The sequence below is a fragment of the Stenotrophomonas sp. 1L-E-5-B-C3 genome (assembly GCF_057292075.1).
On sequence record NZ_JBXAWS010000003.1, the window covers coordinates 137,369 to 163,000 of the forward strand.

General features: G+C 67.6%; 23 protein-coding genes. 17 read left to right on the top strand and 6 right to left on the bottom strand.

Annotated elements, in window-relative coordinates:
• Positions 1 to 62 precede the first annotated feature (62 nt).
• The 5 genes from AC0Z6F_RS05670 (at position 63) to AC0Z6F_RS05690 (ending at position 6,248) form a co-directional block, all read left to right on the top strand.
• A complete protein-coding gene (locus AC0Z6F_RS05670; protein ID WP_004151605.1) occupies positions 63 to 1,349 on the top strand; it encodes a DUF445 domain-containing protein in 1,287 nt (428 codons plus the stop codon).
• A 291-nt stretch (positions 1,350 to 1,640) separates the two neighbouring features.
• Entirely contained in the window at positions 1,641 to 3,866 is a 2,226-nt protein-coding gene (locus tag AC0Z6F_RS05675) for a TonB-dependent siderophore receptor (RefSeq protein ID WP_485617849.1), read from the top strand.
• Positions 3,867 to 3,973: 107 nt separating this feature from the next.
• Positions 3,974 to 4,288 carry a DUF3649 domain-containing protein gene (locus AC0Z6F_RS05680; protein WP_032127889.1) on the top strand — a complete coding sequence of 105 codons (315 nt, stop codon included), beginning with the start codon at positions 3,974 to 3,976 and terminating at the stop codon, positions 4,286 to 4,288.
• The gene (locus AC0Z6F_RS05685; protein ID WP_012510559.1) at positions 4,285 to 5,922 is read left to right on the top strand and encodes a PepSY-associated TM helix domain-containing protein; all 1,638 of its coding nucleotides are present in this window, start codon (positions 4,285 to 4,287) and stop codon (positions 5,920 to 5,922) included. Before AC0Z6F_RS05680 ends, AC0Z6F_RS05685 begins: the two co-directional genes overlap by 4 nt.
• Positions 5,919 to 6,248 (top strand): DUF3325 domain-containing protein, encoded by a 330-nt coding sequence (locus tag AC0Z6F_RS05690; protein WP_012510558.1) that lies wholly within the window; start codon positions 5,919 to 5,921, stop codon positions 6,246 to 6,248. The genes AC0Z6F_RS05685 and AC0Z6F_RS05690 overlap by 4 nt, the downstream gene beginning before the upstream one ends.
• Before the next feature lie 121 nt (positions 6,249 to 6,369).
• Here AC0Z6F_RS05690 and rlmKL read toward each other — a convergent pair whose 3' ends face one another.
• Together rlmKL and AC0Z6F_RS05700 are read right to left on the bottom strand one after the other, a co-directional pair.
• Positions 6,370 to 8,508: a bifunctional 23S rRNA (guanine(2069)-N(7))-methyltransferase RlmK/23S rRNA (guanine(2445)-N(2))-methyltransferase RlmL gene (gene rlmKL, locus AC0Z6F_RS05695; RefSeq protein WP_012510557.1), complete on the bottom strand. Its 2,139-nt coding sequence runs from the start codon at positions 8,506 to 8,508 to the stop codon at positions 6,370 to 6,372.
• 144 nt (positions 8,509 to 8,652) lie between these two features.
• On the bottom strand, positions 8,653 to 9,180 hold the full coding sequence (locus AC0Z6F_RS05700) for an alpha/beta hydrolase (protein WP_065722378.1): 528 nt from the start codon (positions 9,178 to 9,180) through the stop codon (positions 8,653 to 8,655).
• Between the two features lie 72 nt (positions 9,181 to 9,252).
• Here AC0Z6F_RS05700 and AC0Z6F_RS05705 point away from each other — a divergent pair, with 72 nt between their 5' ends.
• Positions 9,253 to 9,819 carry an N-acetylmuramoyl-L-alanine amidase gene (locus AC0Z6F_RS05705; RefSeq protein WP_485617853.1) on the top strand — a complete coding sequence of 189 codons (567 nt, stop codon included), beginning with the start codon at positions 9,253 to 9,255 and terminating at the stop codon, positions 9,817 to 9,819.
• Between the two features lie 651 nt (positions 9,820 to 10,470).
• Here the strand turns inward: AC0Z6F_RS05705 and msrA are convergent.
• Both msrA and AC0Z6F_RS05715 read right to left on the bottom strand, forming a co-directional pair.
• On the bottom strand, positions 10,471 to 11,136 hold the full coding sequence (gene msrA / locus AC0Z6F_RS05710; protein WP_041864627.1) for a peptide-methionine (S)-S-oxide reductase MsrA: 666 nt from the start codon (positions 11,134 to 11,136) through the stop codon (positions 10,471 to 10,473).
• A gap of 30 nt (positions 11,137 to 11,166) precedes the next feature.
• Positions 11,167 to 11,430 carry a putative signal transducing protein gene (locus tag AC0Z6F_RS05715; protein WP_010481810.1) on the bottom strand — a complete coding sequence of 88 codons (264 nt, stop codon included), beginning with the start codon at positions 11,428 to 11,430 and terminating at the stop codon, positions 11,167 to 11,169.
• 259 nt (positions 11,431 to 11,689) lie between these two features.
• Here AC0Z6F_RS05715 and AC0Z6F_RS05720 point away from each other — a divergent pair, with 259 nt between their 5' ends.
• From AC0Z6F_RS05720 to AC0Z6F_RS05745, 6 genes are all read left to right on the top strand, one after another.
• A complete protein-coding gene (locus AC0Z6F_RS05720) occupies positions 11,690 to 13,438 on the top strand; it encodes a glutamine--tRNA ligase/YqeY domain fusion protein (protein ID WP_065722815.1) in 1,749 nt (582 codons plus the stop codon).
• A gap of 43 nt (positions 13,439 to 13,481) precedes the next feature.
• Entirely contained in the window at positions 13,482 to 14,135 is a 654-nt protein-coding gene (locus tag AC0Z6F_RS05725; RefSeq protein ID WP_065722814.1) for a hypothetical protein, read from the top strand.
• A gap of 48 nt (positions 14,136 to 14,183) precedes the next feature.
• Positions 14,184 to 14,906 carry a DUF6348 family protein gene (locus AC0Z6F_RS05730; RefSeq protein ID WP_485617297.1) on the top strand — a complete coding sequence of 241 codons (723 nt, stop codon included), beginning with the start codon at positions 14,184 to 14,186 and terminating at the stop codon, positions 14,904 to 14,906.
• Between the two features lie 98 nt (positions 14,907 to 15,004).
• The gene (locus tag AC0Z6F_RS05735; protein WP_012510109.1) at positions 15,005 to 15,565 is read left to right on the top strand and encodes a nucleoside deaminase; all 561 of its coding nucleotides are present in this window, start codon (positions 15,005 to 15,007) and stop codon (positions 15,563 to 15,565) included.
• Positions 15,549 to 16,616 (top strand): 23S rRNA (cytidine(2498)-2'-O)-methyltransferase RlmM, encoded by a 1,068-nt coding sequence (rlmM, locus tag AC0Z6F_RS05740; RefSeq protein WP_012510108.1) that lies wholly within the window; start codon positions 15,549 to 15,551, stop codon positions 16,614 to 16,616. Before AC0Z6F_RS05735 ends, rlmM begins: the two co-directional genes overlap by 17 nt.
• 49 nt (positions 16,617 to 16,665) lie before the next feature.
• The gene (locus AC0Z6F_RS05745) at positions 16,666 to 17,061 is read left to right on the top strand and encodes an EF-hand domain-containing protein (protein ID WP_485617295.1); all 396 of its coding nucleotides are present in this window, start codon (positions 16,666 to 16,668) and stop codon (positions 17,059 to 17,061) included.
• Positions 17,062 to 17,129: 68 nt separating this feature from the next.
• Here AC0Z6F_RS05745 and AC0Z6F_RS05750 read toward each other — a convergent pair whose 3' ends face one another.
• Positions 17,130 to 18,311, bottom strand: coding sequence for a UbiH/UbiF family hydroxylase (locus AC0Z6F_RS05750; protein ID WP_100434073.1), 1,182 nt, complete (start codon positions 18,309 to 18,311; stop codon positions 17,130 to 17,132).
• The gene (gene ubiH, locus AC0Z6F_RS05755; protein ID WP_032968747.1) at positions 18,308 to 19,516 is read right to left on the bottom strand and encodes a 2-octaprenyl-6-methoxyphenyl hydroxylase; all 1,209 of its coding nucleotides are present in this window, start codon (positions 19,514 to 19,516) and stop codon (positions 18,308 to 18,310) included. Before ubiH ends, AC0Z6F_RS05750 begins: the two co-directional genes overlap by 4 nt.
• A 107-nt stretch (positions 19,517 to 19,623) precedes the next feature.
• Between ubiH and AC0Z6F_RS05760 the strand changes: the two genes are divergently transcribed.
• The 5 genes from AC0Z6F_RS05760 to AC0Z6F_RS05780 all read left to right on the top strand — a co-directional run bounded on the left by AC0Z6F_RS05760 (position 19,624) and on the right by AC0Z6F_RS05780 (position 25,629).
• Positions 19,624 to 20,208: a hypothetical protein gene (locus tag AC0Z6F_RS05760; protein ID WP_004144564.1), complete on the top strand. Its 585-nt coding sequence runs from the start codon at positions 19,624 to 19,626 to the stop codon at positions 20,206 to 20,208.
• Positions 20,209 to 20,216: 8 nt separating this feature from the next.
• The gene (locus AC0Z6F_RS05765) at positions 20,217 to 20,771 is read left to right on the top strand and encodes a cob(I)yrinic acid a,c-diamide adenosyltransferase (protein ID WP_004144563.1); all 555 of its coding nucleotides are present in this window, start codon (positions 20,217 to 20,219) and stop codon (positions 20,769 to 20,771) included.
• 9 nt (positions 20,772 to 20,780) lie between these two features.
• On the top strand, positions 20,781 to 21,719 hold the full coding sequence (locus AC0Z6F_RS05770) for a histone deacetylase family protein (protein WP_004144562.1): 939 nt from the start codon (positions 20,781 to 20,783) through the stop codon (positions 21,717 to 21,719).
• A gap of 89 nt (positions 21,720 to 21,808) precedes the next feature.
• The gene (gene lptD, locus AC0Z6F_RS05775; protein WP_448122584.1) at positions 21,809 to 24,289 is read left to right on the top strand and encodes an LPS-assembly protein LptD; all 2,481 of its coding nucleotides are present in this window, start codon (positions 21,809 to 21,811) and stop codon (positions 24,287 to 24,289) included.
• Positions 24,286 to 25,629, top strand: a complete 1,344-nt coding sequence (locus tag AC0Z6F_RS05780; protein ID WP_004144556.1) for a peptidylprolyl isomerase — start codon at positions 24,286 to 24,288, stop codon at positions 25,627 to 25,629. The genes lptD and AC0Z6F_RS05780 overlap by 4 nt, the downstream gene beginning before the upstream one ends.
• Positions 25,630 to 25,632: the final 3 nt, after the last annotated feature.

The window sequence follows — 25,632 nt, forward strand, 5'->3', positions numbered from 1 at the left end:
GCGCATGCCGGCCAGCGGCCGGCACTACCAGATGCTCATGCCGTGCCGGTTAGACTTCCGGCATGACGTCTGCCAACGATCCGCGCCGCGCACAGCTGCGGCGCCTGAAAGCCCTCGCGCTGGGACTGCTGCTGTTGATGCTGGCCGGTTTCGCGGTCAGCCACTGGCAGGGCGAGCGCGGCATCTGGGCCTGGGTCTCGGCCTTCTGCGAAGCAGCGGCCGTAGGCGCACTGGCCGACTGGTTCGCGGTCGTCGCGCTGTTCCGGCGGCCGATGGGCCTGCCGATCCCGCATACGGCAATCATCCCACGCAGCAAGGAACGCATCGGCGACAGCCTGGCCCTGTTCGTGCGCGACCAGTTCCTTGAACCACAGGTCCTCTTGGCGAAGCTGCAGGTATTCGACCCGGCCAGCCGTCTCGGCAGTTGGCTGGCCGACCCTGCACGTTCGCGGATGCTGGCCGACATGGCCCGCGGCTGGGCCCTGCAGGCACTGGACTTCTTCGACGAAACCGCGGTGCGTCGGCAGCTGCACGCCTTCGTGGTGCAGCAGCTGCGGCAGTGGAATGCCGCCGCCACCGCCGGTGAGCTGCTGGCCCTGCTGACCGCCGATGGGCGCCACCAGCGCGTGCTGGACGAGGGCCTGCAGCGCTTGGGACGCTGGCTGGAGCAGCCGGAAGTGAAGGAGCGCGCCTCGCAGCTGATCGTGCGTTACATCCAGCGCGAGTGGCCGACGCTGTCGAGCACGGTGAACTGGGTCAAGCCGATCGACGAGATCGGCGACAGCCTGGCCGAGCGACTGGCGCGGGCGGTGCTGGAAGAACTGCAGCAGGTGCTGGCCGAGCCGCAGCATCCGCTGCGCCAGGACTACGAGAGCTGGCTGCAGAACTACGTGCAGCGCCTGCGCGAGGACCCGGTCCTGGCCGAGCGCATCGAACAGCTCAAACAGGAAATGATCGACCACCCCGCCCTGCAGGAGTACGTGCAGGGGCTGTGGGCGCGCATCCATGCCAGCCTGCGTGCCGACCTACAGCGTGAGGATTCGGCGCTGGTCGGGCACCTGCAGCGCAGCCTCGCGTCACTGGGCAGCAGCCTGCAGGCCGACCCGGCCCTGCGCGACGCGCTGAACCAGCATCTTCTGGAGGGCGCCCAGCGCCTCACCGGCCGCCTGCGCGAAGGCGTGACCACGCATATCGCGCAGACCGTGAAGAGCTGGGACGAACGGCATCTGGTCGAACAGCTGGAACTGAGCGTGGGCCGCGACCTGCAGTTCATCCGCTTCAACGGCACACTGGTGGGCGGCCTGATCGGCCTGCTGCTGCACGCCGCGACGGTGGTGTTCAGGTTCTAGGACCCCATCCGGCAGTCGATCCACGCCCTGCGTGGAGACGGAATTCGTCACGCTTGATTAACGAAATGCGAATGCCTATCATTTGCCGATCGGTTGTACGCTTAGCCAAGCGGGGCACGGAAGCACGCACCTACCCGCCCCTTCGCCCGTGTACATCCCCCGACTACCGGGTCGCCCGCACCAAGCGGGTGGCGCACCGTCGATGGGACTCGCTGGGCGACGTGCGCGAAGCGCATGGCTGCTGTGTCTGCGCATTCCATCGCCTGTTTCGTCCTGCATGGAATCGCACCGATGGCAATGCCGTTGAACCACCCTCGTCCCACTCTGCTGGCCCTGGCCGTGACCGCACTGATGATCGCCCCGCTGGCCCATGCCGACGGCACTGCCGATCCTTCCGCGCGCACGCTGGATACGGTCCAGGTCACCGCTGACGGCGATATCGTCGACAGCTATACGGTCAAGCGTGCCAGCACGGCCACCAAGCTCGGCCTGTCGCTGCGCCAGACACCGCAGTCGATGACCGTGGTCACCCGCCAGCGCCTGGACGACATGGGCCTGTTCTCGCTGTCCGATGTGATGGGCCAGGTCACCGGCGTGGCGGTATCGGTTACCGACAGTGAGCGCATCAACTACGTCTCGCGCGGCTACAACATCACCAATTTCCAGGTCGATGGGATGCTCAACACCTTCGGTGGGTACATCAAGACCAACACCGACAGCGTGATCTATGACCGCATCGAAGTGGTGCGCGGCGCAACCGGCCTGACCACCGGTGCCGGCGATCCCTCGGGCACCATCAACTTCGTGCGCAAGCGTCCTACCGACAGCTTCCAGATGAGCGCCAACCTGACCCTCGGGCGTTGGGGCAACCAGCGCCTGGAGGCCGACCTCGGTGGCCCGGTTGCGCTCGACGGCCGCATCCGCGCGCGCGTGGTGGCGGCCAAACAACAGAGTGACTCGTTCCGCGATGTCTACAAACTGGACAAGGACGTGTTCTACGGCATCGTCCAGGCCGACATCACCGACACGACCCTGCTCGAGGCCGGCTACGAATACCAGTCGCCGCGCACCACAGGCGTGACCTGGGGCGTGGTGCCGTACTGGGGGTCCGATGGCCAGCCCGCCAACCTGCCGCGCTCGACCAACCTGTCCGCCCGCTGGAGCAGTTGGCCGATCATCGAAAAGAGCGCATTCGCACGCCTTGAGCAGCAGTTGGGCAACGGCTGGACCGCCAAGGCCGCCTATACCCGCTCCAAGCGCGAAACCGACGGTGCGGTGTGGTACGGGGCCTCCGGCTACCCGAATGCCGATGGCAGCGGCATCAGCGCCTTCGTCGGCAGCTTCGGCGAGAACGGCGACATGCAGGTGTTCGACTTCAACGTTGGCGGTCCGTTCCGGCTGTTCGGCCGGGAACACGAGCTGGTGCTCGGTTTCGGCCAATCGGTGCGCAAGGGTGACGTGCCTGCCACCGACACCGCTGCCTACCCGGACAGCTACACCCGTGTACCGGATTGGCACCGCTGGAACGGCGACGTCGCGCCGCTGCAGGTTACCCGCCTGGGCTATCTGGCTTCTGAAGACGAACTGCGCCAGCGCGCGGCCTATCTGGCGACGCGCCTGCAGCTGGCCGATCCGCTGACCGCGGTGCTCGGCGCGCGCTACGGCAGCTGGGAAACGCGCACCTGGAACTACACCCATGACGCCGCCGGTCGCCTGACCGATACGCGTCGCGGCGGCTACAAGCCGGACGACTCGCTCACTCCGTATGCCGGCTTCATCTACGACTTCAACCGTTACTTCAGCGGCTACGTCAGCTACACCGACATCTTCCAGCCGCAGAACTACCGTGACCGGGACAACAACTACCTCGAACCGGTGGTCGGTGACATGTGGGAGGCCGGCGTCAAGGCCGAGTTCTTCGACGGTCTGCTGAATGCTTCCGCGGCCGTGTTCAAGGGCCAGAAGGACAACGTTGCCGAGCTCGATGACTCGGTGCCGGAAAACTCGCTGCCGGGTGGGGGCAGTGCCTACCGCTCCACCGGCAAGGGCAACAAGGTCAAGGGCTGGGAGATCGAAGCACAAGGCAGCCTTGGTGAGAACTGGAACCTGGCGGCCGGCTTCACCCACACCGTCAGCCGCAATGCGCAGGGCGTGCGCCAGAACACCGTCGTCCCGGTCGATCTGTTCCGCCTCAACGCCAGCTGGCGACCGGGCGGCGCTGAAGGCCGCTTCTGGCTGGGCGGTGGCGCCACCTGGCAGAGCGGTATCTGGAGCCTGAGCAACAAGCCGCGTGCGGATTTCCTGACCAGCGGCAAGCGCGACCGCGTGGCAATCGAACAGGGCGACATCTACCTGCTCAACCTGTCGGCGGGCTATCGCTTCAACGAGAACTTCACCGCGCAGGTAAACGTGAACAACCTGCTCGACAAGAAGTATTACAACCGCGTCGGTTTCTATGACGGCGTGTTCTGGGGCGAACCGCGCAATGTGACGATGACACTGCGCTGGAAGCTCTGACCCTCGATGGATGGCACCGGTTCTGCGACCGGTGCCCGGCCACGGATGGCCAACCCCGGCGCGCTGCGGTGCGCCGGTTCCTTTTCACTGAAACCTGCAGGAACGCCGTGGACCGCTCGCCCGCAACCGCCAGCCCCCGCACCTTCTTCTCCAACCCGCGCTGGGGCGTGCTCTCACGCTCGCTGGCGGCGATCTTCGGCGGCTACGCGCTGGCTTCCGTGACCAGCGTGTTCTGCGCGGTGGCGCTGCCCGGCGCACGTGGCCAGACCGTGCTGACCGGCATGCTTCTTGCCATTCTGGTGGCCGCCTGCGCGGCGCTGTGGGCGTTCGCCACCCGCAGTGCGCTGCGTGCCTGGGTCGGCATCCTCGCCCCCACCCTGCTGATGGCAGTCATCGCGCGCATGCTGGGGGCCTGGGCATGAAGAACGGATTCCGTCAGTCGATGGCCTGGCTGCACACCTGGACCGGCCTGCTGGTCGGCTGGCTGCTGCTGCTGATCTTCATGGCCGGCACGGCCAGCTACTACCGCGAGGAAATCAGCCGCTGGATGCGCCCGGAACTGCCCTCCAGCAACGTCAGCATCGATGTGGCTGCACAGCGTGCCGTGGACTACCTGCAGGCCAACGCCGCGCAGGCCGAGAACTGGTTCGTCACCCTGCCGCAACCGCGCAACCCGGCCATGCAGATGTTCTGGCGGCTGCCGCCGGAGCTGGCCGACCCCAGCCGTGGCCGTCGCGGTGGCTTCGGCGACGCCACACTGGACCCGAACACCGGGCAGGCACTGAAAGCCCGCGAGACCCGAGGCGGTGATTTCTTCTACCGCCTGCATTTTGACCTGCACTACATTCCTGTGCTGTGGGCGCGCTACCTGGTCGGCTTCTGCGCGATGTTCATGCTGGTGGCGATCATCACCGGTGTCATCACCCACAAGAAAATCTTCAAGGACTTCTTTACCTTCCGCAAGGACAAGGGCCTGCGTTCCTGGCTCGATTTCCACAACGTCAGCGCGGTGATGGCCCTGCCCTACCACGCGATGATCACCTACACCGGCATCGTCACCCTGATGATCATGTACCTGCCGTGGGGGGTGAAAGTCGCCTACCCACAGGACGAGGACAAGTTCTTCAGCGAAGCCTTCGGCGGCATGCCGGAGGTGACCGCGCCGGCCGAAGGCCGCGCCACGCCGCTGCCGATCGCGCAGCTGCTGGACAGCGCGCGAGCGCACTGGCACGGCGTGGAGGTGGCCGGCTTCACCGTATCCAACCCGGGCGCGGCCAATGCAGTGATCGACATCCGCCAGCGTGACGGCAAGCGCCTGTCCACCGACACCCCGGCCGTGCGCTACGACATGGTCAACGGCACGCTGCTGGAAGAAACACCGCCTTCCGGTGGCGCCACCGCCACCCGCGGCGTGCTATACGGCCTGCACCTGGCGCGCTTCGCCGACTGGGGCCTGCGCGCACTGTTCTTCCTGTCCGGCCTGGTCGGCTGCCTGATGGTGGCCAGCGGCGTGGTGCTGTGGGCGGTGAAGGAACGGCCCAAGCACGCCAAGAGTGGCCGCATAGGCTTCGGCCTGCGCCTGGTCGATGCGTTGAACATCGGCACCGTGGCCGGCCTGCCGATCGCCTTTGCAGCGTACTTCTGGGGCAACCGCCTGCTGCCGCTGGACATCGCCGAGCGCTCCAGCGCCGAGGCCAACGTGTTCTTCTACGCCTGGGGCGCGGCACTGCTGGCCGCCTTCATCTGGCCGAAGCGGATGATGTGGGCGTGGCAGCTGTACCTGGGCGCAGCCGCGTTCGCGCTGGTGCCGGTGGTCAATGCACTGACCACGCATGCGCACCTGGGCAACACCCTGCGCAACGGCGACTGGGTGCTGGCCGGCTTTGACCTGTCGATGATCGCCTTCGGTGCGATGCTGGCATTGTGCGGTTGGCGCATGCAGCGCTGGACGCCACCGTTGAGCGCGGCCGAGAAAAAGAAACGTGCGGCTGCCGCGGCGGCGCCCAAAACCCCGGTTGACGCTGCGGAAACCGCCGAAGCGGAGGCCAGCGCATGATGTTGCTGGCGTTGACCCTGTCGTTCTCTGCGTTCACCGCGTTGTCGCTGGCGATGGAGAAACACCAGCATGACCTGCATGGCAAGGCCGCGGCCGCGCCGGCACGGCGCACGCAGTGGCGGGTGCTGGGTTGGGCGCTACTGACGGTAGCGTTTGCACTGTGCGTGGTCGACCACGGCTGGGCAATGGGCCCGGTGCTGTGGCTGGGCGTGATGACCGTGGGCGGCGTGGTGTTGTCGTTCGGGTTGTACCCATACCGGCCGAAGTGGATCGCACCACTGGCGATCGCGCTGCCTGTGGCCGGGCTGCTGGTGGCGTTGCTGTAGCAGAGCCACCGGGGTCGGATCCCTAGCGCGCAGCGCAAGGGCTCTGACCTCGGGGTACGTAGATCCGGATGGGGTCAGAGCCCCTGCGCTTCACGCAGGGGATCCGACCCCGAACATCGGCTTACCCCAACCGCTTCAGTTCCCACGCACGGTGGATGCGCGCGTTGCGCTCGAAATCCGGGCCGATGGTGCGCGCGGTGATCTCGCGGCACTGGGCGAATTCGGCGATGGCGTTCTCTTCCAGCTTGAAGCGGCGGAAGTTGTTGGAGAAGTACAGCACGCCACCTGGCGCCAGCCGCGCCACCGCTGCACGCAGCAGTTTCAGCTGCTCGCGCTGCACGTCGAAGTCGTCGGCACGCGCGGAGTTGGAGAACGTCGGCGGATCGCAGAAGATCACGTCGTACTGGCCGCGGTCGCCTTCCAGCCAGGCCATCGCATCGGCCTGCACCAGCAGGTGCTGGTTGCCGCCCTGCCCGTTCAGCGCCAGGTTGTCGTAGCACCACTGCAGGTAAGTCGCCGACAAGTCGACGCTGGTGGTGCTGGCCGCACCGGCCACGGCGGCCTGCACGCTGGCCACGCCGGTGTAGCAGAACAGGTTGAGGAAGCGCTTGCCAAGCGCCTGCTCGGCCATCATCCGGCGCAGCGGGCGGTGGTCGAGGAACAAGCCGGTGTCAAGGTAGTCGAACAGGTTCACCTGCAGCAGCGCATTGTTCTCACGCACCACGATGAATTCATCACGCTGTTCGAAACGGCCGTACTTGCTGCCGCCCTTGCCGCGCTCACGCGACTTCATCGACACCTGCTCCGGCGGCACGCCGAACACTTCCCGTGCAGCGGCCAACAGTTCGTTGCGGCGACGACGCACGTCGTTTTCCGGAATCGCGGCCGGCGCGGCATATTCCTGCACGTGCAGGAAGGTACGGCGCTGGCCACCGTCTTCCTCGTAGACATCAATGGCCGCCGCGTATTCCGGCAGGTCGGCGTCATAGGCGCGGAAGCAGGTGATGTCCTCGCGGGCGCGCCAGCTCTTGAACTTCTTCAGGTTCTTGCGCAGGCGGTTGGCCACCATCTGCGCGCCTTCGCTCAGCTCGCGCGGCTGTGCCGGGTCGCGGCCGGGCACGGCAATCGGGTCGCAGATGATCAGCGCGCATTCCAGCGCACCGTTGAACATCTGGTACTTCTTGCCCGCGCGCAGGCCGGTGGCGAAGGCCAGCTCGTCGTTGCCGCACAGCAGGCTCGCGCGCCACTGCGGCACCGCCTTCTGCAGCGCGTTGCCCAGCGCACGGTACAGCGCCGGATCGGCGGCCAGGCGCTCGTCGTACGGCGGATTGCAGACCACCGCACCGATTTCCTGCTCCGGCGCGGCCAGGTCGGCCACATCTGCGCGAGTGAAACGGATCGCATGGGCGACGCCGGCCACTTCAGCATTTTCGCGCGCGGCCTGGATTGCGGTCGGGTCGATGTCGCTGCCGTGGATGACCGGCTTCAGCGCAGCCAGGCCAGCCGCTTCGCGGTCACGTGCCTCGCTCTGGATCGCCTTCCAGGCGGCCTTGTCGAAACCCAGCCAGCGGCTCGGCGGCAGGCTGCCGTGGCGCATCAGGCCGGGGGCGACGTCGGCGGCCATCAGCGCACCTTCGATCAGCAGCGTGCCACTGCCGCACATCGGGTCCAGCAGGCCACCACCGGCGGCGTGCAGACGCGGCCACTGCGCGCGCAGCAGCAGGGCGGCGGCGAGGTTTTCCTTCAGCGGCGCCTCGTGGGCGGCGCCTCGCCAGCCACGGCGGTGCAGCGAGCCGCCGCCGAGGTCGATCGACAGCGAGGCACGGCCCTTGCGCAGTGACAGGTTCACGCGCACGTCGGGCAGATCGGTGTTGACCGAGGGGCGTTCCAGGCCTTCGTCACGCATGCGGTCGACAATGGCGTCCTTGATCCGCTGCGCGGCGAAGCGCGCATGGGTGATCTTGTCGCCGGACACGTGCGCATCCACCGCCAGGGTCATTTCCGGCTTGATGTGCTCGTGCCACGGCAGGGCGCGCACGCCATCGTACAGGGCCTGCTCGTCCGGGCACTCGAACGCGTCGATGGGCCACAGCACGCGGCTGGCCAGGCGCGACCACATCACGATCCGCAGCGCCTGCTCCAGTTCGCCCTCGGCGTTGACGCCGGCAATGGTGGCAGTGGCCTTTTCCAGGCCCAGGGCCGACAGCTCATCGGCAAGCAGGTATTCCAGGCCCTTGGCGCAGGAGACAAAAAATTTCACGGGATCGGTTCACAGGTGGTCAGGCACGGCAGGAAGCCGGGCCATTCAAGAAGGAGGGCCGTGGACACGGCCGGCAGGCCCGCGCCGGGGGCGGCGGGGCTGCCATTGTAGTCAATGCGGGCGGGCGCGCCGTGCGCCCGGGCTTCACAGCTGGCGCAGCAGGCGCTCGAAGGCCTGTGCCGAGGCCTCAACGTGGCGTTCTAAGCGGTGGCCATCATCGACCAGCAGCAGCTGTGCCGAGCGCGCCTGGGCCCAGGCGATCACCCCGGCGGCCGGCACCACCTCGTCATGCCAGGCCTGCACCACCGTGGTCGGCACCGGCGCGGCGTCCAGCGCCGGCATCGGGCCCATGGTGGTCGGCGGCACCATCAGGAACAGACCGGCGACCGGCACCTGCAGCGAGGCGATGGCGGAGATGTAGGCACCCAGGCTGGAGCCGGCCAGCACCACCGGCCCTTGCTGGGCGGCGATGGCGGCGCGTTCGACCAGGCGCTGCAGGCGGGTGCGCACGTCCCCCACCCGGCTGACCTCGCTCATCGCATCGAGGTCGGTGTAGTCCGGGCGCTCGTGGGTCCAGCCCAGGCGTTGCGCCACCTCGGCCAGCGCGGTGACCTTGGTCGCCTCCGGGCCGCTCTCGAAACCGTGGGACAGGATGCAGTGGCCGCGGCTCATGCGCGCGCTCCGTGGGAGCGGGTCGGCGGCGAAAGAGGAGGCAGGTTCATGCCGCAATGCTAGCATCGCCGAATGCCCAACCCGCTCCTGCCCGGCCTGCAGCTGCAGCCCCTGCCCTACCAAGACCGCCTGCCGCTGCGCGACCCGGCAACGTTGGAGATGGTGGTGATCCACTGCACCGAGCTGCCCGATCTGGCGATGGCCCGCGAGTACGGCGAGCGCGTGCTTTACGACAGTGGCGCCGGCAACAGCGGGCATTTCTACATCGACCGCGATGGCAGCGTGGTGCAGTACGTGGCACCGGAACGCGTGGCCCACCACGTGCGCGGCATGAACGCACACACGCTGGGCATCGAGCTGGTCAATACCGGCCGCTACCCACACTGGTTCGACAGCCGCCAGCAGGCGATGGATGAGCCCTACACCGAGGCGCAGCTGCAGGCGCTGGAGCAGCTGCTGCTGGCGCTGGTAGCGCGCTACCCGTCACTGCGGCGGATTGCCGGGCATGACCAGCTGGATCGGGAGCAGGTGCCGGCCAGTGATGACCCGGGACTGATGGTGGCGCGCAAGCGCGACCCGGGGCCGTTGTTCCCGTGGGCACGGATCCTGGCGAAGGTGCCGCTGCAGGGGTTGGAGTAAGCAGCAGGGCTGCGCCCTGCACCTGCAGAGGCAACGTCAACGTCAACGACAAACGCTGGCATTGCGTGGGATGGCGAGGTGGGTCCGGTTGCGAGGGACGCCGTAAACCCGTCCATGGGAGCTTGTCCGCGGCTTGCTCGTGTGCGCTGTCCTGCGCACACGGCAAGACCGGGGTTGGGCGTCCTGCCCAACCCGCCCGAGGCATGCCTCGGGCCCATGCGGCTCACGCCCCTGCACAGCCTGCCCACCCTGCCTTCGACAGATTCCGGCGGCCGCCCGCCACGGATGAAAGAAAGAAGAGCAAAGCGGGTCGCGCGCTTCGCTTGCTCTGAGCCGAGCATGGCTCCGCTCTACAGAAAGCACTGCAGGATCAAACAAAAAGGACGCGGCGAAGGCCGCGTCCTTTTTGTTTTCTTTCAGTTCGTCAGTAACCCATGCTCTTGCCCACCGTCACCGGGAAACTGTCGGGGGTGGGGCGGTGTGGGTTGGCAGGACCGTTGGCGCCATGGATGGCGCCATCGAGCCCCCAGGGACGGGTTTACGGCGTGTCCTGCCAACCCACACCGCCCCGCCCAACCCGCAGAAACGCAGAGCCGCTTTGGCTTTGGCTTCTGCCGTAGATTCTGCCCGCCGCAGGCGGACCACCGCGCGTCAGCGCGGCGCCTCCACATCCAACCCGATCGGGCAGCTCACGCCGGTGCCGCCGATGCCGCAGTAGCCGTTCGGATTCTTCGCCAGGTACTGCTGGTGATAGTCCTCGGCGTAGTAGTACTCCGGCGCCGGGTACACGATCTCGGTGGTGATCGGGCCGTAGCCCGCCGCATCCAGCTGGGCCTGGTAGGCCTCGCGGCTGGCCAGCGCAGCGGCGTACTGTGCCTCGTCGGTGGCGTGGATCGCCGAACGGTACTGGGTGCCGGTGTCGTTGCCCTGGCGCATGCCCTGGGTCGGGTCGTGGCTTTCCCAGAACAATTGCAGTAGCCGCTCCAGGCTCACCACGGCCGGATCGAACACCACCTGCACCACTTCGGTGTGGCCGGTCAGGCCCGAGCAGACCTCTTCGTAGGTCGGGTTCGGGGTGATGCCACCGGCATAGCCCACGGAGGTGCTGTACACGCCCGGTTCGGTCCAGAACTTGCGCTCGGCGCCCCAGAAGCAGCCCAGCGCGAAACGGATCTGCTGCAGGCCGGCAAAACGGTCCTTCAGCGGATGGCTGTTCACGAAGTGCTGGTTGCTGTGCAGCGGCAGCGGTTGGTCACGCCCCGGCAGAGCTTCTTCCGGGCGCGGCAGGCGCTGCTTGAAGGCGCCGATGCCGAGGATGCCCTGGCCAATTCCCAACATGATGCGCTCCTACGCCGGAAGGCCGGCTATGTCGTCTGCATCTGAAATGGGGGCGTCCGGCGCGTGGCCCAAGTCCAGCGCGGCCACGATGTCCTCGGCCTGCGGCCGTGCCGCATCGGGGATGCCCACCCGCAGCACGCCGAACAGCGGCAGCTCGCCCATGCCGCCCAGCAACGACTCCCCGAACACGAAGGCCGGGATGCCGGCATCCTCCAGCGCGTGCTTGACCAAGTGGGCGTCGAACAGGTTGTCGGCCTTGTACACGATGTGCATGCGGCAGCTCCGTGGGACAGGGTTCCAGCATACGCCCGGGGGCTGAATGGTGGTGGTGACGGCGCATGACCGTTCTACCGGCCAGCGGCCGGCACTACCCAATTGCACGGCGATCCACATTCCGTCGGCCGGCGGCCGGCGCTACCGGGAAGAGGGCCTGGTAGTGCCGGCCGCTGGCCGGCATCCCCACACCCTACCGGGCAGCCCTGCCCCGTACGCGTTAGACTGGTGATCTTTCTGCCTTTCTTTTCGCCGACTCATGTCCGAGCACACCCCCGCCAGCCCCGAGACCCCCGCCGACAGCCACGAAAAGCGCGATTTCATCCGCCAGATCGTGCGCGAGGACCTGGCCAGCGGAAAGCACCAGGCGATCAAGACCCGCTTCCCGCCGGAACCGAACGGCTACCTGCACATCGGCCATGCCAAGTCGATCTGCCTGAACTTCGGCATCGCCGGCGAGTTCAGCGGCGTCTGCAACCTGCGCTTCGACGACACCAACCCGGCCAAGGAAGATCCGGAATACGTGGCCGCGATCCAGGATGACGTGCGCTGGCTGGGCTTCGAGTGGAACGAGCTGCGCCACGCCTCGGACTATTTCCAGACCTACTACCTGGCCGCCGAGAAGCTGATCGAACAGGGCAAGGCCTATGTCTGCGACCTGTCGGCCGAGGAAGTGCGCGCCTACCGCGGCACCCTGACCGAGCCGGGCCGTCCGTCGCCATGGCGCGACCGCAGCGTCGAGGAAAACCTTGACCTGTTCCGCCGCATGCGTGCCGGTGAGTTCCCCGATGGCGCGCGCACCGTGCGCGCCAAGATCGACATGGCCAGCGGCAACATCAACCTGCGCGATCCGGCGCTGTACCGCATCAAGCACGTCGAACACCAGAACACCGGCAACGCGTGGCCGATCTACCCGATGTACGACTTCGCCCATGCACTGGGTGATTCGATCGAGGGCATCACCCACTCGCTGTGCACGCTGGAATTCGAAGACCACCGCCCGCTGTACGACTGGTGCGTGGACAACGTCGATTTCGCCCATGACGACGCGCTGACCCAGCCGCTGGTCGATGCCGGCCTGCCGCGCGAAGCGGCCAAGCCGCGCCAGATCGAGTTCTCGCGCCTGAACATCAATTACACGGTGATGAGCAAGCGCAAGCTGATGGCGCTGGTCACCGAACAGCTGGTGGACGGCTGGGAAGACCCGCGCATGCCGACCCTGCAGGGCCTGCGCCGCCGTGGCTATACCCCGGCGGCGATGCGCCTGTTCGCCGAGCGCGTGGGCATCAGCAAGCAGAATTCGCTGATCGACTTCAGCGTGCTGGAAGGCGCGCTGCGCGAAGACCTCGACAGTGCCGCGCCGCGCCGCATGGCGGTGGTCGATCCGGTCAAGCTGGTACTAACCAACCTGCCGGAAGGCCACGAAGAGCAGCTGACCTTCAGCAACCACCCGAAGGACGAGAGCTTCGGCAGCCGCGAAGTGCCGTTCGCACGCGAAGTGTGGATCGACCGCGAGGACTTCGCCGAAGTACCGCCGAAGGGCTGGAAGCGCCTGGTCCCGGGTGGCGAAGTGCGCCTGCGCGGCGCCGGCATCATCCGCTGCGACGAAGTGATCAAGGATGCCGACGGCACCATCACCGAGCTGCGCGGCTGGCTGGATCCGGAATCGCGTCCGGGCATGGAAGGCGCCAACCGCAAGGTCAAGGGCACCATCCACTGGGTCAGCGCTGTGCATGGTGTGCCGGCCGAGATCCGCCTGTACGACCGCCTGTTCTCGGTGCCGAACCCGGACGACGAGTCGGAAGGCAAGACCTACCGCGATTACCTCAACCCGGAATCGCGCCGCACTGTTACCGGCTATGTCGAGCCGGCCGCGGCCAGCGCTGCGCCGGAGCAGTCGTTCCAGTTCGAACGCACCGGCTACTTCGTGGCCGACCGCCGCGACCACACCGAAGCCAAGCCGGTGTTCAACCGCAGCGTGACCCTGCGCGACACCTGGTCGGCCTGAGGACCTGCGCGGGCGCCGGGAAGGCGCCCGCACGAATCCGACGATGATCACCGCCCTCTCCGTCCTGCTCTGGTTCATCTCGCAGCATCCGCTGCTGACGTTCTTTGCAGCGATGGTGCTGGCCGGGCTGGTCTCGTGGTGGCGGCGCTTTCCGGGCTACGCCATCGTGGTGTTCCCGCTGGCGATGCTCAACATGTTCCTCGGCCACTTCCTCAACGCCGCCTTCCTCAACGTGGTGGGCGAGCGTGGTGAAGCGGTGATCGTCAAGGCCGAGGAAACCAACTCCACGCTCAACGAGCAGTACATCTGGCGCTACGAAGCGGTGCTTCGCACCGCCGAGGGCCGCGACGTGGAGGTGGTGTTCCACACCAATACCGCTTCGCTGTGGCCGCTGGAAAACGCCATCCGCATCCCTGCACGCGACCAGCCGTTCGTAGTGAAGTACACGCCGGGCTTCCCGCGCAACTTCGTCATCCTCACCAACGAATCACCGCACGGCATCGCCCAGGCCCGGGCCAGCGCGCGCGAGCGCGTGGAGGTGGCGGCACGCAAGCTGCATTTCAGCCCGGGCAATGCCGATTTCCGCGCGGACTATCGCCGCGAGCTGGAAACCTGGCTGCGCGACCACGGCAACGATCCGCAGCAGCAGCCCGACGCGCAGCGATACCGCGCCGAACTCGAAGCGCTCGAGCGCTAGTTCCAGGCCCTGCCTGGATGTTCCCCCCCATCCACCCACAGGCCTGACATGACCACGACCTCTACCGCCCTCCTCCCGCTGCTGCAGCAGGTCCTGCAAGGCGCCGATATCGCCAGCCGCGCCGACGGTGGCGCGCTGCTGCTGGACAGCGGCCTGCGCCTGACCCCGCATGCGATGGCCGCGCAGGAGCGCGACAACGGCGGCTGGCAGACCTCCACCGTCATCGAGAGCCAGCATCCGGTGCTGTTCGCCGATGGCCTGTTCGAGTACCAGCACGCCAACGGTGCCGATGAGCAGGCATCGCTGCTGTCTGGTTTCCAGACCTGGGTGCGGGTGGACCTGGCCACGCTGCAGACCGCGATCGGCGCCGAAGACGCGCAGGGCCTGCCGATGATGGGCCTGACCTATCCGGCCGGCGATGACGGCGAGGAACACCAGCGCACCGTAGTGCTGGGGCCGCTGGCGCACTACCGCGCGCAGGAGGTGGATGCATCCACCTGCAGCGAGGACGACCACGGCTCCTGCCCATGCTGCCTGTTCACCCGCAGCATGGAGGCCTTCGATGAGCTGCTGAAAGCCCGCCAATTCCTCGCCATCCGCCTGTTCGCCTCGCGCGATGCCGACGGCCTGTGCGAGGCCGATTGCCGGGTCAACGGCCACGACTTTACCGCCGCCCTGCCCCTGCTGCGCGCCTACGCCGCCAGCTGGCCGCAGGCCGGGCTGGAGTTCCGCAAGCAGTACGTGGTGATCCGCACCGGTTCGCCGGGCTGACCCGCCGCCACACCCGATACAGGCCGGTGCAGCTACACTGCGCGCCGGTTTCCAAAGCAACCGCACCTTCTTCCATTCCCTAAGAGGCACCCCCCGCGATGCTGTACGCGCAAGTCCACCTGACCCTTCCCGCCTGGATTCACGACCAGATCGACCTGGATCGTCGATATCCGGGCGATGAGGCCAAGGTCGCGCTGGCGATCGAGCTGTCGCGGTTGAACGTCGAGCACGCCAGTGGCGGCCCGTTCGGCGCGGTGGTGTTCGGCCCTGAAGACAAGGTCATCGCCGCCGGCGTGAACCGGGTCATGCCGCACTCGACCTCGCTGGCGCATGCCGAGAACATGGCCTACATGCTGGCCCAGCAGCGCCTGCAGACGCCGCGTCTGAACGCGGTACTGTCACCGGTCACCCTGGCCACCAGTTCGCAGCCGTGCTGCCAGTGCTACGGCGCCACCGTGTGGGCCGGCATCGACCGCCTGCTGATCGGTGCCAACTCGGCCGACGTCGAAGAGCTGACCCCGTTCGATGAAGGTCCGCTGCCGGCCGACTGGGTGGGTGAACTCAACAAGCGCGGCATCGAAGTGGTGCAGGGCCTGAACCGCGACGCCGCACGCAGTGTGCTGCGTGCCTATGGGGAAAGCGATGGCGCCCGTTACTGAAACCGGCATCGGCCTGCTGTGCCTGTGCCGGCAGGGCTTCGAGCCCGAGCTGGCCGGCGAGCTGCAGTTCCGCGCCAGTGAAGCCGGTTTCGCCGGCTATGCGCGCACCCAGCGCAATGACGGCTACGTGTTGTTCATGTGCGACGAAGCCGCCGCGCTGGCACCACGGCTGCGCTGGCGCGAACTGATCTTCGCGCGGCAGAAGCTGGTGGTGCTGGCCGAGCTGCCGCAGCTGGACCCGGCTGACCGCATCACCCCGATGCTGGAGGTGCTGGCCGATGCGCCGCGCTTCGGCGACCTGTGGGTGGAGCATCCCGATTCGGACGCCGGCAAGCCACTGTCCGGGCTGGCCCGTGCCTTCGGCAATGCGCTGCGCCCGGCGCTGCGCAAGGCCGGCAAGCTCACTGACAAGCCAAACAATCGCCTGCCGCGCCTGCACGTGGTGTTTGTCGACGGCACCCACGCCTTCGTCTGCGTGGCCGACCCGGCCGACAGCGCACCGTGGGCACTGGGCATCCCGCGCCTGAAGCTGCTGCCGGAAGCGCCGTCGCGTTCGGCGCTGAAGCTGGACGAAGCGCTGCTGACCCTGCTGACCCCGGAAGAACGCGAGGCACTGGCCAAGCCCGGCATGCGCGCGGCTGACCTGGGCGCCGCACCGGGCGGCTGGACCTGGGTGCTGACCCGCCAGCACATGCACGTGCTGAGCATCGACAACGGCCCGCTGCGCCAGCACGTGCTGGACACCGGCCTGGTCGAGCACCTGCGCGCCGACGGCTTCCACTGGCACCCGGAACAGCCGCTGGACTGGATGGTCTGCGACATGGTCGAGCAACCGCGGCGCGTGGCCGAACGCATGGCCACCTGGTTCCGCGAAGGCTGGTGCAGGCACGCGATCTTCAACCTGAAGCTGCCGATGAAGAAGCGCTGGGACGAAACCCGCTTGTGCCTGGACCTGTTCCAGGAGCAGGCCGGCAAGCCGCTGGTGGTACGTGCCAAGCAGCTGTATCACGACCGTGAAGAGATCACGGTGCTGGCCTCGCCGCTGCGCTGAGGCCATCGCGCCCGCCGGGCATGGCCCGGCGCTACCGAGGAAGGGAACCATGCGATACCACCCGCTCGCCTTGCTGATCACCGTACTGGCAGCCGCACCGGCCATTGCACAGCAGTTGCCACCCATGCCGGCGCAGAGCCAGCCGTTGGACCCGACCGGCGGCGCGATCCGCCAGCAGCCGCTGGATGCCGGCCGGGTCAGCGGCAGCGTCGAGATTGCACGGCCGGCCGGCGAGGCACAGGTGACCGTGCGTTCGCTGGAACCGAGCAGCGTGGTCGGCCAGTACCGCATCCACTTCGCTGCGCTGGATGTGAACGGTGATGGCTTCATCAGCCGCGAGGAAGCGCAGGCGAATCCGGCGTTGGCCGATGAATTCAATGCGCTGGACGTGAAGCGCCGCGGCAAGCTGGATCGTGCCGACCTGGCCGGTTGGTTGGTTGATTGAAAAAGGGGACGGAGGGGATTAAGTCGTATGTGCACATACGACTTAATCCCCTCCGTCCCCTTTTTGCATCAGACCCCGGCGGCGCGCTTCCAGAATGCCTGCACCAGCGGCGGCCACTTGCCGACGCAGCCCAGCGCGCGGCCGCGGGCCAGGGTCAGGTGCATCTCGTCGTTGGAGAACAGGCGGTTGATCGCATCGAAGCTGTAAGCGGCGATGTGGTTGTCGCTGCGCCGTTCGCGTGCCCAGCGCTGCAGGCGCTGCGGCGACAGCCGCGGCTGGCCGCGGCGTTCGGCCGACGGCGCCAGCCACTGCTGCAGGGCGGCGACATCGCGCAGCCCCAGGTTCACGCCCTGCCCGGCCAGTGGATGCACTACGTGCGCGGCATCGCCCAACGCCAGCACGCGGCCGGCCACGTAGTGACGGGCCAGCTGCCGACGCAGCGGGAACGCCGCACGCGGTGATGCCAGCCGCAGTTCGCCCAGGCGCGCGGCGAACGCACGCGTCAGTTCGCGGTTGAAGGCGTCCTCGTCCAAGGCCAGCACGCGAGCCGCTTCATCCTCGGGCAGGGTCCAGACGATCGAACTGCGGCGCTCGGCCACCGGCAGCAGCGCCAGCGGCCCGGTCGGCAGGAAGCGTTGCCATGCGGTGGCCTGGTTGGGAAGATCGCTGTCCACATAGGCCACCACGCCACGCTGGTGGTAGTCATGCTTCTCAACCTCGATCCCGGCCAGCTGGCGCAGGGTCGACTCGGCGCCATCGGCCGCCACTGCCAGCGCCGCTTCCAGGCGACGACCGTCGTCCAGGCGCAGGCGAACACCGTCATCATCCTGTTCCAGCGCTTCCACCCGTGCCGGGCAGTGCAGCTGCACGCCCGCCGCTGGCAGTGCCGCCCACAGGCGATCCTGCAACAAGCCATTCTCGACGATGTAGCCCAGCTCGCGACGACCGAAGCGGTCGGCGTCGAACAGCAGATCCTCGCCACCGGCCGCATCCCACACCTGCATGCGCCGGTAAGGGCAGGCGCGGGCCTGCGCGATCGCCGGCCACACGCCCAGGCGGTTCAACAGTTGTACGTTATCAGCGGCGAAGGCGAACACGCGCAGGTCCGGCTGTGCGGCCTGCCACGGTGCTGGTTCGCGGCCTTCCACCAGCGCAACCGACAGGCCGGCATCGGCCAGCGCCAGCGCACACGCGGCACCGACGACGCCACCACCAACGATGGCTACATCAAGACGCGTGCGCCGGCTCATGCGGCTTCTCCGCGGCACAGGCGCGGCACTTCACCACGGAAGCCCATCGCGCCACCGACCAGCATCGACTGCACCGACGCGCGTTGTGCGGCGACCAGGCCAAGGCTGCGCAGCGGCCGCATCAGCGGCGCCGGGTTGCTGGTCAGGCGCGCCAGGCCACCGGAGAACGCCACCGTCTGCCGGCGATCTTCCTCGCGGCGCGCGACATAGGCCTGCAGCAATGCATCACTGCCGGCATCCTCATGCGCATCCTCCAGCAGTTCGGCCAGGGTCAGCGCATCGCGCAGGCCCAGGTTGAAGCCCTGCGCGCCCAGCGGATGGATGGTCTGCGCGGCATTGCCGAGCAGCACCGTGCGCTCACCGGCCAGCGCGCGCGCCAGCACCTGGATGAGCGGGTAGGCGCTGCGCGGGCCGGATTCAAGCAGGCGGCCGGCACGCCAGCCGATCGCGCTCTGCAGGCGTTGCAGCCAGGCCGCATCGTCCAACGCCATCACCGCATCGGCCTGGTCGCGCGCGACACCGTGCACGGTGCCGAAGTGGCGATCGCCACGCGGCAGCAGGGCAGTCGGGCCGGTATCGGTGAAGCGCTCCCAGGCGGTGCCATCCGGCGCGCGCTGGCTGCGCACGCGGGCCACGAACAGGGTCTGCTGGAAATCGTGGCGGTCAGCCTCGATGCCCAGCGCGCCACGCACGCCGCTGCTGGTGCCATCGGCACCGACCACCAGCCGTGCCAGCAGCACGCGTTCGCCGGCCTCATCGGCCACCCGCACCTGGCGGTAGCCATCGACCACCTCGCCCAGCCCCAGGAACCGCATCGGCCGGTAGCGACGCAGTCGTGGCAGCTCCTGCAGACGCGATTCCAGCGCCTGGCCGAAATCACGCGCGACCACCACCTGGCCGAACCACGGCCGGTCGTAATCGGCCGCTTCGAGCTGCACACGGCCGAAGTCGCCGGCACGACTGACGTGGATGCGCCGGATCGGGCCCGGTGCCATCGCCAGCTTCTGCATCACCCCCAGCGCGGTCAGCGCATTGACGGTGGCAGCGGCGAAACTGAGATTGCGCTGGTCGAACACCGCCGGCAGCTCTCCGGCCGGACTGGCCTCGAGCAGGCCCACGTCGCGGCCCAGGCGGTCCAGGGCAATGGCCAGGCTGGCACCGACCAGGCCACCACCGACGATCAGCACGTCATGTCGTTCACTCATGGGCTCATGATACGCGCTCGCCCCCACTGCAAGCCCAATGCATCCCACCTGCGCCAACCCGCGCGGCGGGCTAGAATGAAACCTGAATCCGCTCCGGGCCCGCCGCCATGTCCGACACCGCCAACCGCGCCTTCGTCCTGTCAGTACTCGTACTGCTGCTGGCGGCGACCCGCGTCAACCACTTCGCGGCGATCCCCGATGCCTCCTGGGCCGTGTTCTTCATCGGCGGCTTCTACCTGGCGCGCTGGACGCGCTGGGCGTTCCCGCTGCTGATGGTGTTCGCGGTGCTGGTGGACTGGATCGTGATCCGCAGCAGTGGCCTGGATTTCTGGCAGCACTACTGCGTGTCGCCGGGCTACTGGCTGCTGCTGCCGGCGTACTTCTCGCTGTGGGCTGGCGGCATGCTGCTGGGCCGCAACTACCAGAGCGCGCGCTGGTCGGTGCTGGCCAAGGGCGCGCTGCTGCTGGTTGCCTCGGTGGCGGTCTGCCATCTGCTGGCACAGGGCGGCTTCTACTGGAGCAGCCGCAACGTGGCCGAGCCGACCCTGGCCGGCTGGGCACAGAACTACGCGCAGTGGTTCGGGCCGTACCTGCGCACCACGGCGATCTACGTGGCGCTGGCCGCCGCCCTGCAGCTGGCCGTGGAGCAGGTGCTGAAGCTGCAGCAGGCCCGCCGCGACATCCGCCACTGAGCCGCACCATGGGTCATCGCCTCTCGCGCATCTACACCCGCACCGGCGACGACGGCAGCACCGGCCTCGGTGACGGCCAGCGCGTGGCCAAGGATGACGCCCGGGTCGCCTCCTACGGCACCGTCGACGAGGCCAATGCCGCACTCGGCCTGCTGCTGGCGGCCCCGTTGCCCGAGGACGTGCGCGCGCTGGTCGTGCATCTGCAGCACCAGCTGTTCGACCTCGGCGCCGAGCTGTGCATCCCCGGCCACGCCGCGATCCACGCCGCCGATGTCTCCGCGCTGGAGCAGCAGCTGGACCACTACAACGCAGGCCTGCCAATGCTGAAGGAGTTCATCCTGCCGGCCGGCGGCGAGGCCGCTGCACGCTGCCATCTGGCGCGCACCATCGTCCGCCGCGCCGAGCGCGAGACGGTCACCCTGGCCCGCCACGAGGCTGTGCGCAGCGAGGCGCTGCAGTACCTCAACCGGTTGTCGGACCTGCTGTTCGTGCTGGCCCGGGTGCTGGCCCGTGCCGATGGCCACGGCGAAGCGCTGTGGCAGCCACAGCAGCGCCAGCGCTGAGTCGGCACGATGCTGGTCTACTCCCATCCGTCCTGCCTGCTGCATGACCCCGGCCCCGGCCATCCGGAGTGCCCGCAGCGCCTGCAGTACGTACTCGACGCACTGCACGCCGCCTTCCCTGATCAGCTGGACTGGCGCGAGGCGCCGCCGGCCAAGTTCGGCGAACTGACCCGGGTCCACGACAGCGCCCTGCTCGACTTCGTGCTGCAGCCGCAGACCGCGCCGCTGCGCCAGCTGGACATGGACACCTGGACCTCGCCCGGCTCGGCCAGCGCCGCCGTGCATGCCGCCGGTGCCGGCGTGGCCGCGGTCGATGCGGTGATGCTGGGCGAGGACCCGCTGGCCTTCTGCGCGGTACGCCCGCCGGGCCACCACGCCACCAGCAGCACGGCGATGGGCTTCTGCCTGCTGAACAACATCGCCATCGCTGCCGCCTATGCCCGCGACCGCCACGGACTGGAGCGTATCGCGGTGGTCGACTTCGACGTCCACCACGGCAATGGCACCCAGGACATCTTCCAGCACGACGCCCGGGTCTCGTACTACAGCACCCATCAGGCCGGGCTGTTTCCCAATTCCGGCCTGCGCCGTGATCGCGGTGCCGGCAACCTGATGAACATCCTGCTGCCCCCCGGCAGTGGCGGTTTCCGCTTCCGCAATGTCTGGGCCGACGAGATGCTGCCGGCCATCGACGACTTCCGTCCGCAACTCCTGCTGATCTCCGCCGGCTTCGACGCCCACCTGCGCGACCCGCAGGCCGATCTGATGCTGGAGACCGACGATTTCGCCTGGATCACCCGTGAACTGCACGCGCTGGCACGCCGCCATGCGGCCGGCCGGGTGGTCTCGATGCTGGAGGGCGGCTACGACCTGCAGGCCCTGGCCGAGTGCAGCGTGGCCCATGTCCAGGCCCTGATGTCAGCGGCCACCGGTGACGGCGCCGGATGAACCCGAACCGGCAGGATCGACCCCCCTTCATTGCCCCTATGCAAGGGATGGGGCAAGCTACCGTCCGTTTTCGCCCGAATCCGAACCGCGTGCGCCGAGCCCTCCGCCTGCTTCCCCTGCCTCTGAGCATCGCCATCTGCCTGCCGGCAATGGCCGATGAAAAGCCGCTCAACTGGGGCCTGTGCCCGGCCACCGACGTCATTCCCGCGTTCACCGACGCCCCGACCCCGGTCCCCGGCCAGGACAAGGCCACTGCCGCCGCCGCGCGCGAACAGCAGCCGACCGACATCGAAGGCGACCAGCTGCTGGGCACCACCACCGTGCCGCAGTACGAGGGCAACGTGGCGCTGCGCCGGGGTGACCAGTTCGTCGGTACCGACAAGCTCAGCTTTGATACCGAGACCGGCAACTACATCGCCGACGGCAATGTCCGCTACCAGGACGGGTCGATCCGGATGGTCGCCAAGCGCGCCGAGGGCAACCAGGAAAGCGACACCCACAAGATCACCGACATCCAGTACCAGCTGGTGTCGCGCCGGGGCAACGGCGATGCCGAGTCAGTCGACCTGCAGGGCGCGGTCGGCCAGATGCATCGCTCCACCTACACCACCTGCGACCCGTCGCAGCCGGTGTGGAAGCTGTCGGCGCCCCAGATCGAAGTGGACAACGACGAAGGCTTCGGCACGGCCCGCAACGCCGTGCTGCGCATCGGCAAGGTGCCGGTGCTGTGGGCGCCCTACTTCAAGTTCCCGATCGATGACCGCCGCAAGACCGGCCTGCTGTTCCCGCAGCTGGGCATGTCCGGGCGCAATGGCTTCGATTATGCGCAGCCGATCTATTTCAACCTGGCGCCGAACTACGACGATACCCTGACCCCGCGCTACATGAGCCGGCGCGGCCTGCTGCTCGACAACGAGTTCCGCTATCTCTACAACGGCGGCCGCGGCGAGGTGCTGACCTCCTTCATGCCCAACGACAAGCTGCGCGATCGTGATCGCGGCCGGGTGATGTTCACCGGTTATCACAACGTGGACAGCCACTGGCAGGCCCGCGCCAACCTGGCCTGGGTCAGCGACGAACGTTATGTCGAGGACTTCGCCAACCGCCTGGTGGGGGTGACCGCCTCCAACCTGCAGAGCACGGTCGGCCTGTACGGTACCGGCCAGAACTGGACGGCGGGCATCATGGCCGACCGTTGGCAGCTGACCGACTACACCCTCAACGAGAGCGCTCTGGCCTACAACCGGCAGCCGCGCCTGTACTTCACCTGGGACAAGCCGGTCCTGCCGTGGCTGGAAACCGGCATCTACACCGAAGCGGTGCGCTTCACCCACGACGACATCAACCTCAAGTACGGTGCCGAGGCTGGCCCTGACCTGCAGTACACCCGCACGGGTCAGGTGCAGCGCATGTACGGTGGTTCGCGCCTGGACGTGAAGCCCTACGTGTCGTTCCCGATCAGTGGCGCGGCCTGGTATGTCACCCCGACCCTGGCCTACCGCTATACCGGTTACGAGCTGGATCGCGGCCTGGCAGACCAGGTGCGCGCCAACGTCCTGCGCTCGCAGGGCATCGACCCGAACACCGCCACGCCCGAGCAGCTGCGTGGCAACACTTCGCCCAGCCGCAGCCTGCCGATCGGCAGCATCGACGCCGGCCTGTTCTTCGATCGCGAGACCCGCATCGGCGGCAAGTCGTTCCTGCAGACCCTGGAGCCGCGCCTGTTCTACCTGCGCACGCCCTATCGCAACCAGGACGATCTGCCGATCTTCGATACGCGTGACTTCACCTTCAGCTGGGGCCAGCTGTTCCGCGACTCGCGCTATACCGGCGCCGACCGGCAGAACGATGCCAACCAGTTGACCCTGGCGCTGGGAACCCGCTTCATCGACCAGACCACCGGCAAGGAACGGTTCTCGGCCGCGATCGGCCAGATCCAGTACTTCGACGAGTCGCGGGTCAGCACCACCCCGGGCGGCGCGCCGGTGGAGAAGGGCAAGTCGGCCTGGATCGCCGACGGCAACTACATGATCAACGACCGCTGGACACTGGGCGCCACCTACCAGTGGGACCCGAAGTACAAGCGCGAGGATCTGGCCAGCGTCCGTGCCCGCTACCTGATGCCGAACGACGGCGTGGTCAACCTGAGCTACCGCTACCGCATCAATGCCGGTGCGGCCCCGGGCGCCAACAAGCATGACCGGACCCTGCTGGAGCAGGCCGACCTGTCCTTCCTGTACCCGCTGAATGCGCGCTGGAGCCTGGTTGGCCGCTATTACTACTCGCTGCAGGACAAGGAGCCGCTGGAAATCATCGCCGGCGTGCAGTGGGACAGCTGCTGTCTGGCCGTGCGTGCGGTCGCCCGCCGCTACGTCCGCAACCGCGAAGGTGAGATGAACAACGCCTTCCAGCTCGAGTTCGTACTCAAGGGCTTGAGCTCCATCGGCCAGGACACGGACCGCACTCTGCGCCGTGCTATCCTCGGCTACAACCGCGACGACCTCTATCTTGTGCCGCCCAGCAACACCGGAGCGGCCCGCGATGACTACGATCCGAATCTGATCCCATGACCAAGCGCTTCCCCGTTCTTCTCGCCTCGCTGCTGGCGGTGTCCAGCGTGTCCGCCCCCCTGCAGGTGCTTGCCCAGGAGGCGCAGCCGCTTGACCGCATCGCCGCCGTCGTCGATGAGGACGTGATCCTGCAGAGCGAGCTCCAGCGTGCGATCGCCAACATCAAGGCGCAGTACGTCGGCCGTGAAAACCAGCTGCCACCGGAAGACGTGCTCAGCCGGCAGGTGCTTGAGCGCCTGGTGCTGGTCAAGCTGCAGGTGGCCCGTGCCCAGGGCAGCGGCATCCGGGTCGGCGACCAGGAGCTGAACCAGGCGATGAATGCCATCGCCCAGCAGAATGGTTCGACGCTGGACGCCCTGCGCCAGCGCCTGGCCCATGACGGCATCGATTTCAACGATTTCCGCGCTTCGGTGCGTGATGAGATCACCGTGCAGCGCCTGCGCCAGAGCTTCGCGCAGAGCCGCATCAGCGTCAGCGAGGGCGAAGTCGATGCCGCCCTGAAGCAGCAGGCCACGGTTGGCAACCAGTACCACCTGGCACACATCCTGATCGCCGTGCCCGATGGTGCCAACGCCGACCAGATCGCTACCGGCCAGAAGAAGGCCGATGGCGTGAAGGCGCTGCTGGACAAGGGCGAGCTGGACTTCAATGCCGCTGCCGTCCGCTATTCGGACAGCCCGAACGCGCTGGAAGGCGGCGACCTGGGCTGGCGCAGCCTGGATGAAATCCCTCAGGCTTTCGCGCAGATGATGGAAAAGATGAAGGCCGGTGAAGTGGTCGGCCCGATCCGTGGCCCCAGCGGCTTCCAGCTGCTGAAACTGGTGGAAGTACGTGATGCCAGTGCCGCAGCCGGCGCGAACACCGTCACCGAGTATCACGGCCGCCACATCCTGGTGCGGGTGGACGACCACCAGACCGACGCCGCCGCCAAGGCCAAGATCGATACCCTGCGCGCTCGTATCGCCGGCGGTGCCGACTTCCAGACCGTGGCCAAGGAATCCTCCGAGGACAGCAACAGCAAGGGCCAGGGCGGCGATCTCGGCTGGTTCCCGGCTGACGCATTCGGACCGGCCTTTGGCCAGCAGGTCGCCGGCATCCAGGACGGTGGCGTCAGCCAGCCGTTCCGCACCGATGCCGGTTGGCACATCCTGCAGCGCGTGGCCACCCGCCAGACCGACGTGACCAACGACAACCAGCGTGCCCAGGTCCGCGAGACCATCGGCCGCCGCAAGCTGGAAGACGAGTACAACCGCTTCCTGCAGGAACTGCGTGGCGAAGCCTACGTCAGCTTCCGCAGCGGTGACCGCGCGGAAAACACCGCGACCCCGCCGCAGTCCTGACCG

Coding starts and splice junctions, on each gene's coding strand:
- AC0Z6F_RS05670 (WP_004151605.1), top strand. CDS start 63: ATGACGTCTGCCAACGATCCGCGCCGCGCACAGCTGCGGCGCCTGAAA.
- AC0Z6F_RS05675 (WP_485617849.1), top strand. CDS start 1,641: ATGGCAATGCCGTTGAACCACCCTCGTCCCACTCTGCTGGCCCTGGCC.
- AC0Z6F_RS05685 (WP_012510559.1), top strand. CDS start 4,285: ATGAAGAACGGATTCCGTCAGTCGATGGCCTGGCTGCACACCTGGACC.
- AC0Z6F_RS05690 (WP_012510558.1), top strand. CDS start 5,919: ATGATGTTGCTGGCGTTGACCCTGTCGTTCTCTGCGTTCACCGCGTTG.
- AC0Z6F_RS05700 (WP_065722378.1), bottom strand. CDS start 9,180: ATGAGCCGCGGCCACTGCATCCTGTCCCACGGTTTCGAGAGCGGCCCG.
- AC0Z6F_RS05705 (WP_485617853.1), top strand. CDS start 9,253: ATGCCCAACCCGCTCCTGCCCGGCCTGCAGCTGCAGCCCCTGCCCTAC.
- AC0Z6F_RS05715 (WP_010481810.1), bottom strand. CDS start 11,430: ATGCACATCGTGTACAAGGCCGACAACCTGTTCGACGCCCACTTGGTC.
- AC0Z6F_RS05720 (WP_065722815.1), top strand. CDS start 11,690: ATGTCCGAGCACACCCCCGCCAGCCCCGAGACCCCCGCCGACAGCCAC.
- AC0Z6F_RS05725 (WP_065722814.1), top strand. CDS start 13,482: ATGATCACCGCCCTCTCCGTCCTGCTCTGGTTCATCTCGCAGCATCCG.
- AC0Z6F_RS05730 (WP_485617297.1), top strand. CDS start 14,184: ATGACCACGACCTCTACCGCCCTCCTCCCGCTGCTGCAGCAGGTCCTG.
- AC0Z6F_RS05735 (WP_012510109.1), top strand. CDS start 15,005: ATGCTGTACGCGCAAGTCCACCTGACCCTTCCCGCCTGGATTCACGAC.
- rlmM (WP_012510108.1), top strand. CDS start 15,549: ATGGCGCCCGTTACTGAAACCGGCATCGGCCTGCTGTGCCTGTGCCGG.
- AC0Z6F_RS05745 (WP_485617295.1), top strand. CDS start 16,666: ATGCGATACCACCCGCTCGCCTTGCTGATCACCGTACTGGCAGCCGCA.
- AC0Z6F_RS05750 (WP_100434073.1), bottom strand. CDS start 18,311: ATGAGCCGGCGCACGCGTCTTGATGTAGCCATCGTTGGTGGTGGCGTC.
- ubiH (WP_032968747.1), bottom strand. CDS start 19,516: ATGAGTGAACGACATGACGTGCTGATCGTCGGTGGTGGCCTGGTCGGT.
- AC0Z6F_RS05760 (WP_004144564.1), top strand. CDS start 19,624: ATGTCCGACACCGCCAACCGCGCCTTCGTCCTGTCAGTACTCGTACTG.
- AC0Z6F_RS05765 (WP_004144563.1), top strand. CDS start 20,217: ATGGGTCATCGCCTCTCGCGCATCTACACCCGCACCGGCGACGACGGC.
- AC0Z6F_RS05770 (WP_004144562.1), top strand. CDS start 20,781: ATGCTGGTCTACTCCCATCCGTCCTGCCTGCTGCATGACCCCGGCCCC.
- AC0Z6F_RS05780 (WP_004144556.1), top strand. CDS start 24,286: ATGACCAAGCGCTTCCCCGTTCTTCTCGCCTCGCTGCTGGCGGTGTCC.